Origin of the sequence: Corynebacterium xerosis NBRC 16721 = ATCC 373, assembly GCF_001552415.1 — a bacterium.
Taxonomy (GTDB): domain Bacteria; phylum Actinomycetota; class Actinomycetes; order Mycobacteriales; family Mycobacteriaceae; genus Corynebacterium; species Corynebacterium xerosis.
Window position 1 is genome coordinate 346,046 of record NZ_BCRD01000001.1, and the last position, 12,321, is coordinate 358,366.

Annotated in this window: 11 protein-coding genes; 10 read left to right on the forward strand and 1 reads right to left on the reverse strand. The window is 69.0% G+C overall.

The features are described from left to right. Positions 1-14 precede the first annotated feature (14 nt). The 9 genes from CX1_RS01615 to CX1_RS01655 all read left to right on the forward strand — a co-directional run bounded on the left by CX1_RS01615 (position 15) and on the right by CX1_RS01655 (position 10,020). Entirely contained in the window at positions 15-1,061 is a 1,047-nt protein-coding gene (locus CX1_RS01615; protein WP_240941849.1) for an AbrB family transcriptional regulator, read from the forward strand. Between the two features lie 181 nt (positions 1,062-1,242). Continuing rightward, on the forward strand, positions 1,243-2,421 hold the full coding sequence (locus CX1_RS01620; protein ID WP_082718977.1) for a PhoH family protein: 1,179 nt from the start codon (positions 1,243-1,245) through the stop codon (positions 2,419-2,421). Between the two features lie 61 nt (positions 2,422-2,482). Beyond that, on the forward strand, positions 2,483-3,121 hold the full coding sequence (gene ybeY, locus CX1_RS01625) for an rRNA maturation RNase YbeY (RefSeq protein ID WP_082718978.1): 639 nt from the start codon (positions 2,483-2,485) through the stop codon (positions 3,119-3,121). After that, positions 3,118-4,461 carry a hemolysin family protein gene (locus CX1_RS01630; protein ID WP_046651572.1) on the forward strand — a complete coding sequence of 448 codons (1,344 nt, stop codon included), beginning with the start codon at positions 3,118-3,120 and terminating at the stop codon, positions 4,459-4,461. The genes ybeY and CX1_RS01630 overlap by 4 nt, the downstream gene beginning before the upstream one ends. 19 nt (positions 4,462-4,480) lie before the next feature. Further along, positions 4,481-5,428 (forward strand): GTPase Era, encoded by a 948-nt coding sequence (gene era / locus CX1_RS01635; RefSeq protein ID WP_046651587.1) that lies wholly within the window; start codon positions 4,481-4,483, stop codon positions 5,426-5,428. A 179-nt stretch (positions 5,429-5,607) separates the two neighbouring features. Further along, positions 5,608-6,114 (forward strand): DUF4282 domain-containing protein, encoded by a 507-nt coding sequence (locus CX1_RS01640; RefSeq protein ID WP_052753383.1) that lies wholly within the window; start codon positions 5,608-5,610, stop codon positions 6,112-6,114. A 21-nt stretch (positions 6,115-6,135) separates the two neighbouring features. After that, positions 6,136-6,933 carry a DNA repair protein RecO gene (recO, locus tag CX1_RS01645; RefSeq protein ID WP_046651571.1) on the forward strand — a complete coding sequence of 266 codons (798 nt, stop codon included), beginning with the start codon at positions 6,136-6,138 and terminating at the stop codon, positions 6,931-6,933. A 94-nt stretch (positions 6,934-7,027) separates the two neighbouring features. Then, on the forward strand, positions 7,028-7,756 hold the full coding sequence (locus CX1_RS01650) for an isoprenyl transferase (protein WP_255217629.1): 729 nt from the start codon (positions 7,028-7,030) through the stop codon (positions 7,754-7,756). Positions 7,757-8,097: 341 nt separating this feature from the next. Continuing rightward, the gene (locus CX1_RS01655) at positions 8,098-10,020 is read left to right on the forward strand and encodes an HNH endonuclease signature motif containing protein (RefSeq protein WP_146780764.1); all 1,923 of its coding nucleotides are present in this window, start codon (positions 8,098-8,100) and stop codon (positions 10,018-10,020) included. A 56-nt stretch (positions 10,021-10,076) separates the two neighbouring features. Here CX1_RS01655 and CX1_RS01660 read toward each other — a convergent pair whose 3' ends face one another. Continuing rightward, a complete protein-coding gene (locus CX1_RS01660) occupies positions 10,077-10,472 on the reverse strand; it encodes a Fur family transcriptional regulator (RefSeq protein WP_046651584.1) in 396 nt (131 codons plus the stop codon). Positions 10,473-10,909: 437 nt separating this feature from the next. On the opposite strand from CX1_RS01660, the gene CX1_RS01665 reads away from it, so the two are divergent. After that, entirely contained in the window at positions 10,910-12,295 is a 1,386-nt protein-coding gene (locus tag CX1_RS01665; RefSeq protein WP_046651570.1) for a glycine--tRNA ligase, read from the forward strand. The last annotated feature ends 26 nt before the right edge of the window (positions 12,296-12,321 follow it).

The window sequence follows — 12,321 nt, forward strand, 5'->3', positions numbered from 1 at the left end:
TCGTTCCCTGGCTGCTGTGCGCGGCCGGCGGGGCAGTCGCGGCGTGGGCGGGGGTTCCCGCCGGGTGGCTCGTCGGGGCGATGGTCGTTGCCGTGGTGCTGTCCCTGGTCGCCGGTGGCCGCGCCGCACCCGACGTGGGGTGGACCCGCCCGTGGCCGAACCGGTTCGGGCAGACGGTCATCGCGTTGCTCGCGGTCGGCCCTGTTGCCCAATCCCAGGCGGGCGAGTTGTTGGCGGGCTTGCCGCTGGCGCTGCTGATCACCGTGGCGTCGATGCTGGTGGCCTTCGGTGCCTCGACCCTGCTGCACCGGCGTGCCGGAGTCGATCGCGCCACCTCGGTGGTGGCGACGTTGCCGGGAGGGGCGTCGCTCATGCTCGCGCTGGCCCGGGAAGCCGGCGCCGACGAGAAATTCGTCGTCTTCGCCCAGTACCTGCGCCTGCTCATCGTGTCGCTCAGCTTGCCCCTGGTCGTGCTGCTTCTCGACGGCCCCGCCTCGGAGGAAACGACCGCAGCGTCGGGCGCAGCGCACACGGGAACCTGGGAGCACTGGGCGGGGGGCTGGTCCAGCTGGGCGATGATCCTCGCCGCGATGGGCCTGGGGGCGGTCGTCGCAAAGCTGATCCCGCGGTTTCCCGCGCCATTCCTCATCCCGGCCATCCTCGCCGGCGCCGCGGCCGCGCTGATCTGGCCCGACGTCGTCCCCGACATGCCGCAGGCGGCCATCGCCGCAGCATTCATCGTGCTGGGCACGGCGGCGGGCTCGGGAATGAACGGCGAGAACATCGCCGAGTTCCGACGGTCGCTGCCGTACATCCTGGTAGGCGTCGGAATGCTGATGGCGGCCATGGCGGCCTGCGCCTGGGCGATGTGGGGGCTCGGCATCGCCGGCGGCGTCGACGCCTACCTGGCCACGGCACCCGGGGCCAGCGAACCGGTCTTCGGGTTCGTCGCCGAGCGCGGCGGCGCGGGCCTGGTGGTGGTGATGCACGTCGTCCGCATCATCACGGTGGCCGTCGCCGCGCCGTCGGTGCCCCGCATCCTCCGGAGATTCACGGCGTGAGCCAACCGGCGGCGTGGCGGGTTCCCGCGCCGGGACGTCGTCAAGCGGCACCCAGCCGGGCCCGGGGAGCGCCGGTGCACGCCCGATCCGGGCGACGACCTAAGATCGTGGCAAACCCGGTGACACCGGGACACCGCCGCGGAGCACGCGGCCACGCGAAGGAAACGAGGATTCACCCGGCGTGACGGACCCGACCCGACAGCCCGACCGACACAGCGTCGACCATCGCACGCAGGCGATCGTCGAGCTCGACCCCGAGCACGCCCCGACCGTGCTCGGCCACGCCGACCGGAACCTCCGCCTGCTGGAGAACCTCCTCGGCGCCGACGTCCACGCCCGCGGCACCACCGTCACCGTGACCGGACGGCCGTCGCAGGTCGCCACTGCGGCGCGGGCCTTCAAGGAACTCGAATCCATGGCGCGGCGCGGGCACGACTTGTCCACCGACTCCGTCACGCGGGCCGTCGGGCTCGTCGGTGCGGACGTCGGCGCGCGCGGAGGCGCCGGGGGAGAAGGCAGCGCCGCCGATGTGCTCGCCGGGGGAGGCATCGTGGCGCGGCGCGGCAAGATCGTGCGCCCCAAGACCCACGGGCAGAAGGACTACGTCGACGCCATCGACCGCAACACCATCGTCTTCGGCATCGGCCCCGCCGGCACCGGCAAGACGTACCTGGCCATGGCCAAGGCCGTGCAGGCGCTGCAGCGCAAGGAAGTCGAGCGGATCATTCTGACCCGCCCGGCCGTCGAAGCCGGCGAGAACCTCGGCTTCCTGCCCGGCACCCTCCACGAGAAGATCGACCCCTACCTGCGCCCGCTGCACGATGCGCTGCGGGACATGATGGACGCCGAGCTGATCCCGAAGCTCATGGAATCCGGCGTCATCGAGGTCGCGCCGCTGGCGTACATGCGCGGGCGGACGCTGAACAACGCGTTCATCATCCTCGACGAAGCGCAGAACACCACGCCGGCGCAGATGAAGATGTTCCTGACGCGCCTCGGTTTCGGGGCGAAGATGGTCGTCACCGGCGACGCCACCCAGGTCGACCTGCCCCGCGGGCAGCGTTCCGGCCTCGACGTGGTGCGCGGCATCCTGGGCGGCATCGACGGCATCGCTTTTCCTCAACTGGGTGCGGGCGACGTGGTCAGGCACTCCCTGGTCTCCGCGATCGTCGAGGCCTACGACGACCACGATGCCGCGGAGCGGGAACGCGCCGAACGGAAGAAGGCCGCCGGCTCGAAGGCGGAGGGCTCGAAGGGCGCTGCGAAGCGTGGTGCCGCCAAGGGCAGCGCGAACAGGGGCGCACACGGCGTCCGCGACGCCGGCGGGGACTGGAAGTGGAAGTCGGGGGACGACGAATGAGCATGAGCATGACCAAGTCCGTGATCATGACCACGAGCGCGAACAGCAGGAGCCAGGACCGATGAGCATCGAGGTTTTCAATGAATCCGGCGTCGGCGTCAACGAGGAATCGCTGATCGACGTCGCCCGCTACGCCCTGGGCCGCATGGACGTGCACCCGGCCGCCGAACTGTCGATCCACCTCGTCGACGAGCCGACGATCGAGGATTTGCACATCCGCTGGCTCGACCTGCCGGGGCCGACGGACGTGATGAGCTTCCCCATGGACGAGCTCACCCCCGGCTCCGGCCACCCCGAGGCTCCGCAGCCCGGGCCGTCGATGCTCGGCGACATCGTGCTGTGCCCCGACTTCGCCGCCCGCCAGGCGGAGAAGGCGGGCCATCCGCTCAGCCATGAACTCGTGCTGCTCACCGTCCACGGCCTGCTGCACCTGCTGGGCTACGACCACATCGAATCCGACGAGGAACGCCGGATGTTCGCCCTGCAGAACGGGCTGCTCGCCGACTGGTACGACGACGTCGAGCGCCGCGGCGCCGACTTCCCGGCCAAGCCGATCAACGCCGGCGCGTTCCCGTCGGCCGCCGACCGCGAAAAGCTCGACGAGCGGCTCGACGGCGACGGAAACGGCGACGACCGCGACGGTCGCCGGGGCCATGCCGACCGCGACGGCCGCGACGGCGAGGCGGGCGCCGCACGATGACCGCGTCGGTGTGGATGATCCTCACGGTCATCCTGCTCATGGCCGTCGCCGGTGTGCTCAGCACGGTCGAAACCGCCGTCAGCGCCATCTCCCGGGCCCGCGTGACCGAAATGGTCCGCGACGAAGTCGCCGGCGCGAAGGCGCTGGTCCGCGTCCTGGATTTCCGCGCCCGCAACGTCAACGTCCTCGTGCTGCTGCGCACGCTGTGCGAAGTCGCGGGGGCGGTGCTCGTCGCGGTCATCGCGATGGAGTTCATCCACTCCGACGCGTGGGCCATCACGGCCGCCATCGTCGCCATGACCCTGTTCAGCTACCTGGTCCTCGGCGTCACCTCGCGCACCCTGGGCCGGCGCAACCCGTACTCGATTTCACTGGCCTCCGCCGTCATCCTCGGCGGGGTCTCGCGGCTGCTGGGGCCCGTCGAAAAGCTGCTGATCTGGACCGGCAACGTGCTGACCCCCGGCGGCGGCTTCCGCGACGGCCCGTTTTCCACGGAAGTCGAACTGCGCGAAATGGTCGACATCGCCCGCGAACGCGGAATCGTCGAACACGACGAGCGCCGCATGATCCAGTCGGTGTTCGACCTGGCGTCGACGTCCGCCCGGTCGGTGATGGTGCCGCGCCCCGAAATGGTGTGGATCGAATCCGAGAAGCACGCCGGCCAGGCCGTGGCGCTGTGCGTTCGCTCCGGGCATTCGCGCATTCCCGTCATCGGCGACGGCGCCGACGACATCGTGGGCATCGTCTACCTCAAGGACCTGGTGCACCAGACGTACACGCTCACCGACGGCGGTCGCAGCGTCCCCGTCACCGACGTGATGCGGCAGGCCACTTTCGTCCCGGACTCCAAGCCGCTGGACGACCTGCTCGACGAAATGCAGCGGGACCGCAACCACATCGCCGTCCTCGTCGACGAGTACGGCGGCGTGGCGGGGCTGATCTCCATCGAGGACATCCTCGAGGAAATCGTCGGTGAGATCGCCGACGAATACGATGAAGACGAACGCGCGCCCATCGAACCGCTCGGCGACGGCCGGTACCGGGTGGTCGCGCGCCTGTCGCTCGGGGAACTGATCGAGCTTTACGACGAATCCGAGGGGCGCGAAATCCGCTTCGACGACGGCGTGGAGGACGAGGTAGACACCGTGTCGGGGCTGATCGCCTACGGCCTGGGCCGCGTGCCGCTGCCCGGCGCCGAAGTCGAGGCCGGCGGGCTGCGGTTGACCGCCGAAGGAGCGCGGGACCGACGAGGCAGGATGCGGGTCCACGCAGTGGTCGTGGAACCCGTCGACCCCGAGCCGGCGGACGCCGGCGCGGGACACGAGCAAGAGGAGAACTGACATGGGAAACCTGGACGACATGCTGGCGGGCGCCGGAATCGGCGGCGATTCCGACGACTACGCCACCCCGCCGGGCCACCGCTCCGGCTTCGTGTCCATCGTGGGCCGGCCCAACACCGGAAAATCCACGCTGACCAACGCGCTGGTGGGCGAGAAGATCGCCATCACCGCCGACCAGCCGGAAACCACCCGCCACCCCGTGCGCGGCGTGGTGCACCGCGACGACTGCCAGATCGTGGTGGTGGACACCCCCGGCCTGCACAAGCCCCGCAAGCTGCTCGGCCACCGCCTCAACGACATGGTCGCCGAGGCATACGCCGACGTCGACCTGATCGCGATGTCGGTGCCCGCCGACGAGAAGATCGGCCCGGGCGACCGCTGGATCCTCGAGTCCGTGCGCGAGTCCTGCCCGAACACGAAGCTGATGGGCATCGTGACCAAGACCGACAAGGTCGCCCGCGACACCGTCGCCGAGCGCCTGATGGAACTCCACGACCTCCTCGGCCCCGAAGCCGAGCTGGTGCCGGTGTCGTCGAACTCCGGCGAGAACCTGGACACGCTGGTCAAGGTCATGGCCTCGCAGCTGCCGGAAGGCCCCAAGTACTACCCGGCGGGCCACGTCACCGACGAGGACCGGGACACCCGCATGGCCGAGCTCATCCGCGAAGCCGCGCTCGGTGGCCTGCGCGAAGAGCTGCCGCACTCCGTGGCCGTCGAGATCGACGAGGTGCTGCCCAACGCCGATCGCGAGGGCGTCACCGACGTCCACGCCGTCATCTACGTCGAACGCCCGGGCCAGAAGCACATCCTCATGGGCAAGGACGGCGGCCGCATGCGCGTGACCGTGCAGAAGGCCCGCAAGTCGCTCATCGAGCTGCTCGGCGAGAACGTCTACCTGGATCTGCGCATCAAGGTCCTCAAGGACTGGCAGTCCGACCCGAAGCAGCTCGGCCGCCTCGGCTTCTAGAACGAGCAATCGCCGACTCGGCCCCGGTGGCCGGGCAGCCCTTCCTTCTGGGGCGGGCAATCGCGGAACCTGCCTCGGGGATCCGGCACGTGAGACGACGGGCCCCTTTCGGGCCGTGGCCGGTGGTTTCCGGGGCACCGGGTAACGTCGGTCGTTGATCGACGAGCGAAAGGCGCACCGTGACCGACACGAACGACCCCGGCAACGGCTTCGGAAACGACTTCGGCAACTTCTCCGGCGACCGCGGCTGGGGAGACTCCTCGGGCGGCTACGCGACTGCGGGCGACCACAACGCCCGGACGGGGTACCCCGACTACTCCGGGTACCCGGCCACTGGCATTGGTACCGGCACCGGCACCGGTAATGGCACTGGCCGCGATGCCGGTTTCTTCTCCGCGCTGTTCGACTTCTCCTTCCGCAAGTACGCCACGCCGTCGATCGTGAAGATCGTCTACATCCTGGTCACCGTCGTCATGGTCCTCGGCGCTCTGGTGTGGACCATCACCGGTGCAGCCGGCGTCTTCGACGTGGATCCCGGTCTCGGCGTCCTGTTCCTGCTGCTCGGGGTGCCGTTCATCCTCGTTGCCCTGGTCCTGCAGCTCGCCCTGTTCCGCGTGCTGCTGGAGGCGAGTCTCGCGCTCATCCGCTCCGCCCAGTCGCTGCAGAACCTCGAGCAGCGCCGCTAAAAGAAGACGGCGCAACCAACGATGGCGGAAAGCTACCGGGACCGGGCGATCGTCGTAAAGCGGCACGACCTGGGGGAAGCCGACCGGATCATCGTGCTGTTCACCCGCGGCCACGGAATCGTGCGGGCCGTGGCGAAGGGAGTCCGGCGCGCGAAATCCCGGTTCGGGTCGCGGCTGGCCCCCTTCGTCGACGTCGACGTGCAAATCCACCCCGGCCGCAACCTCGGCACCATCACGGGGGCCGACGCCATGCGCACCTGGGCGGCGCCCATCGTCGACGACTACGCCCGCTACACCTGCGCCTGCGGGGTGCTCGAAACCGCAGAGCGCCTCGCCGGTGAGGAAGGCACGCCATCGCCGGGGCTGTGGGACCTGACCGTCGAGGCGCTCGAGGCCCTGGCGCACTCGGAAACCGGCGGCGGCGAACGAATCACGGGCCGCACCCCCGGGCTGCTGCTCACCGCCTACCTGCTCAAGGCCATGGCCGAAGCGGGCTGGGCGCCGAGCCTCTTCGACTGCGCGCAATGCGGAAAACCCGGCCCCCACAAGGCCTTCGCCCCCTCGGCGGGCGGCGCCGTCTGCGTCGAATGCAGGCCCCCCGGCGCCGCGACGCCGCCAACCGACGTCCTGCGCCTCATGTGGTGGCTCGCCCACGACCGCTGGGACTACGTCGAAGCCGTCGCCGGCCACCGCGGATTCCGCCCCCTGGCCGCCCAGGCCCGCGGTCTGGCCACCGCGCACCTGCAATTCCACCTCGGCAGGCGCGTGTCAGCCCTGACCTTCGTGGACGCCAGGTGGGGGGAAGAGGGGCCGTCGTAAAGCGAACGGCCCGCGCCCGGATGGCCTACGGAGTTGGGGCACCGCCGACGCCGTGGGGCATGATGGGGAGGTGACTTCGCCGACGCCGAACCCCATCCCGCACGACTCGCCGGTCCCCGAGCAATTCCTGCCCCAGCACATCGCGCTGGTCATGGACGGCAACGGCCGCTGGGCCGAAGAGCGCGGCATGAAGCGCACCGAAGGCCACAAGCGCGGCGAAGCCGTCCTGATGGACTGCGTCGACGCCTGCCTGGAAATGGGCGTGCCGCACCTGTCGGCCTACGCGTTTTCCACCGAGAACTGGCGGCGCTCCGCCGACGAGGTGCGATTCCTCATGGGATTCAACCGCGACGTGCTGCGCCGCCGGCGCGACGAACTCGACGCCAAGGGCGTGCGTGTGCGCTGGGCCGGGCGACGGCCGCGGCTGTGGCGCTCGGTGATCAAGGAGCTGGAGATCGCCGAAAGGCAGACCAACGGCAACACCAACCTGACGCTGTACATGTGCGTCAACTACGGAGGCCGCGCCGAAATCGCCGACGCGGCGCGGGAAATCGCGCGGCTGGCGGCGGCGGGTGAACTGAAGCCGGGTGACATCGACGAGAAGACCTTCGGACGCTTCCTCGACGAACCCGACATGCCCGACGTCGACCTGTTCCTGCGGCCCTCCGGCGAGCGGCGCACCTCGAACTTCCTGCCGTGGCAGTCCGCCTACGCCGAACTGGTCTTCCAGGACCGGCTGTTCCCCGACTTCACCCGCGAGGACCTGCGCGCCGCCGTGGTCGAGTACGCCAAGCGCGATCGGCGTTTCGGCGGCGTGAAGTAGGGCAGCCGCAGCAGAGCCCGGCCGGGGGCGGGAGTAGAGCGTGGCCGGAGCAGGGGGGGGCGTCGGGTACGGAAGTACAACGATGGGGGAGGTCGGCGGGGGTTGCGGCCGATGGTGCTTTGCGACGGCTCGAATTCGGTGTGGAGCCCACGTTTTCGCGGGTGCGCGACGTAGTTCCGGAAAATCGAACGGTAGTTTGCCTGCAAGGGGTTTGGGGTCGCGGTAGGTTGGCGATTGCGAACAGACGGGCGACTGGATGAATCGGGTGGGGAACCGTGTCGGTGGGCGTTTGGAACGGAAATGCGGGCGGCAACGCGAACGGGGAACGCCGCGGGAACGCGGTGGAATCTCCCGAAGACTTCGACATGGGTGCCGGGCCCGATGGCTTGAGGCTGGCCGTCGTCACGCTCGTGCATGAAGTGGATGCGGCGGTGGAACAGCTCATGGACCTCCCGATCGGGCAGGTCGGAGCGGCGGACGGGCACGTGGACGACGTGGGTGCCATGGAAAAGGGGCTGGCGGTGCTCCGGGCGGCCGCGAGGAAGATGGACTTCGTGTTCGCCGAGTTCGCCGACGCAGTCGTGGTCAATCAGCTGCACAAGCGGGATGGCGGGCGCGCGACTGCGCGGACGTACCTGAAGAGGCTGTTCGACCTCACCGACACGGAATCCCGCCAACTGCTGTTGTACCGGGACACCCTGTATCCCGAACCGGATCCGGAGCCTCCGCCGGATGCCGGGCCGGAGGAAACGGCGGCCAAGGCGGAACAGCATGAGCGACGTTCGGCCGTGGGGCGACGCCTGGCGACGTCCGCGCGAAAGGGGAACTTCCCGGTGGGCCGCGCCACCCAGATGGGTGAGGTCATCGATGGTTTCCGCGGGCAGGAAACCGGATTGATGGAGGAGGTGGCCGAGGCCATCGCGGACAACGTCGACTCGACGCCCGCGGGTTTGTTCCGGTCGATGTGCACCGGCGAGGCGAGGTCGCGCTTGGAGAAGCGGAAGTCGCCCACGAAGGCCGGCACGTCGCAGGCACGGCTCACCGTGCGGGCTCCTGACGTCAATGGGTTGTGCAAGCTCGACGCGATGCTGCCGGCGCCGACGGCGTCGGTGCTCAATGCGCTCCTGCATCTCAACGCGGGCCCGGGGGCGTTCCTCGAATTGCCCGAGGGGGTGAATGACCCGCGCACCCTGACCCAGCGCAGAGTCCACGCGTTGCATCACGTGCTGCTGTCCGTGCTGCAGCAGAGTGCCGGGGGAGTGGGCGGCGCCGCCGGGGAGGGGCCCGGTGGCTCGGAAATGCGGGGAAGCCCCGAAGATGAAGGGCGGGGCCTGCTGAGATGGCTGCGAACCGAATCGACGTGGTGGGACCCCGATCGCTGCCCGTTCGTGGCGGACCTATATTCGGGCCGGGCCAAGCCACTCGCACGTGCCAACCCGGCGGTGGCATCGATCGTGGTGTCGATCAGGGCGTCGGACCTCGACGGGGAGCTGCGGATCCTCGCCCCCGATGGTGCGAGGCCCGATGGTGCCCCACCGGATGGATCCACCGGTGATGGAGGTCACTTCGATGGCTCCGCGCCCGATGGTGCCCCGCCGGATGGTACTTCGCCGGATGGTGTTGAGTCCGATTGGCGGGGCCCGGCAGACGTGAGATCGGAAGCCCCGGCACAGGAAGGGACTACATCCGGAACCTCGGCGTCGGAAGGGCCGCCGAATGAGGAGGGCGGTTCACGGTGCGGCCGCGGGTTCAGGCGCTTTCCGACGAACACCGGCATCGACCTGACACTGCCGGAACTGGCGGCACTCGGAGCGCACAAGTACGCGTGGCTGGCGCTGCTCGACGACATCACCGGGCGGCCCCTCGACCTGGGGCGATCGCGGCGCACGGCGGACTTGTGGCAACGCATCCTGCTGCTGGCGGCCGAGACGGTGTGCACGTACCCGGGCTGCGAACAACCGGCCGACGCCTGCCAAACCCACCACATCGACGCATGGTTGTTCGGCGGACTCACCGACATGGGCAACTGCACGCTGCGATGTCCCGAGCATCACCGGGAAAACGACGACGCCGACGTCGGCGACGCCAGCGGTCGGGCAACGCATCCACGGGAAACGGGCCGCGTCGGTCACGTCAAACCCGGGCAATCCCCGGAATTCAACGATTCGCCGGCGGCGAGAAGGTCTCCCGGCTGGTCCGACACCTGGTGGGCGACGTACCAGTCGGAGCAGCGGGAGATGACCTCGACGTCCGGGTACTGGTGACGCCAGGATGCTGGTGACGTCCGGATACGGGTGGCGCCCAACACTTCTGACGCCGACTACCCCTCGTCGGGCTCGTTCTGGCAATCTGCGCAGACGCCGAACACTTCGGCGGTGTGCCCCGTCAGGCGGAATCCGTGCTCGGAGGCCAAGTCGCCGGCCCATTCCTCGACGGGACCGCCGCCGATCTCCACCGTCTCCCCGCAGTCGGTGCACACGAGGTGGTGATGATGGTCACCGCACAGCCGGTACAACGCTTCGCCGGCGTCGGTGTGCAGCACGTCCACGGCCTTGACCTCGGACAGCGACTGGAGGGTGCGGTAGACGGTGGTCAGCCCGACCTTGTCGCCGCGTTCCTCCAGAACCTGGTGGATGTCCTTGGCGGAACTGAACTTGGTCATGTCGCTCATCGCCGCGATGACGGCCTTGCGCTGGCGGGTGCTTCGCACGCCGATCTTCGGGGCCGAGGGGGAAGCGGCGGAAGGTGACGTGCCCGAAGTGGAAGTGGCCGAAGGTGACTTGGCCGAAGGGGAGGGGGCCGAGGAGGCAGCGTCTCCGGCAGCATCACCGACCGAGGCATGGCCGTCGGTTGACTGACCGTTCGTGGAAGACATCGCCCACCTTTCCGTTACCGACGGTGATCCTCCGGCGCTTCGATGGTTGCGCGGCGGAGGGCCGTCGCAAAGCTTGTTTCGTGTACCGACATTACCCTCGGCGATTTCCCGGGGCCGATGGGCATGGAACACGGCCCGGCGGTTAGAGTGGGGGCACTCGTTGACGGTCCAACCGGGCCGTCGATTGCACGGGGCGGCCACACGCGCCGCCCACCGTCATCCCGTGTCCGTCGGATCCGCCGCGGAACGGGACACCGTAACAAGGAGCGTTTGAGGCAGTGGCCCCGAAGTCTGTCGTCGATACCGTCGCGAACCTGTGCAAGCGCAGGGGTTTCGTCTACCCCTGCGGTGAAATCTACGGCGGTACGCGCTCCGCGTGGGACTACGGTCCGCTGGGCGTGGAGCTGAAGGAAAACATCAAGCGCCAGTGGTGGAAGACCTTCGTCACCGGCCGCAAGGACGTCGTCGGATTGGATTCGTCGATCATCCTGCCGCGCCAGGTGTGGGAGGCCTCCGGCCACGTCGCGACGTTCACCGATCCGCTGGTCGAGTCGCTGCACACCCACAAGCGCTACCGCGCCGACCACCTCCTCGAGGCGTACGAGGCCAAGCACGGCCACCCGCCGGCCAACGGCTTGGCCGACGTCCCGGACCCGGAGACCGGCCAGCCGGGCAACTGGACCGAGCCGCAGAACTTCTCGGGCCTGCTGAAGACCTTCCTCGGTCCCGTCGACAACGAGGTCGGCCTGCACTACATGCGCCCGGAGACGGCGCAGGGCATCTTCGTCAACTTCAAGAACGTCATGACCACCGCGCGCATGAAGCCGCCGTTCGGCATCGGCCAGACGGGCAAGGCGTTCCGCAACGAGATCACCCCGGGCAACTTCATCTTCCGCACCCGCGAGTTCGAACAGATGGAGATCGAGTACTTCACCGCCCCGGACGACGCCCCGGCGAAGTTCGACGAGTGGGTCGACGCCTGCTGGAACTGGTTCATCGACCTGGGCATCAACCCGGAGAACATGCGCCAGTTCGACGTTCCCGACGATGAGCGCGCCCACTACTCGGCCCGCACCATCGATTTCGAGTACCGCTTCCACTTCCAGGGCAACGAGTGGGGCGAGCTGATGGGCGTCGCCAACCGCACCGACTACGACCTGGGCTGCCACATCGAGCACTCGGGCGAGGATCTGCGCTACCACGATCAGGTCACCGGCGAGAAGTACGTGCCGTACGTCATCGAGCCGTCGTTCGGTCTGACCCGCGCGATGATGGCGTTCCTGTGCGACGCGTACGTCGAGGAGGAGGTGCCCAACGCCAAGGGCGGCACCGACACCCGCACCGTGCTGAAGCTCGACCCGCGCCTGTCGCCGGTGAAGGTCGCCGTGCTGCCGCTGAGCAAGAAGGACACGCTGACCCCGACGGCCGAGGCCGTGGCGGACAAGCTGCGCGGCCTGTGGGCCATCGACTACGACACGTCGGGTGCGATCGGCCGCCGTTACCGCCGCCAGGATGAGATCGGCACGCCGTTCTGCGTCACCGTCGACTTCGACACCCTGGAGGATGGCGCCGTCACCGTCCGCGAGCGCGACACGATGGAGCAGGAGCGCGTCAAGATCGACGAGCTCGAGGGCTACCTCGCGCAGCGCCTGGTGGGCTGCTAAACCGGTCTTGGGCACCGGCCCGGGGA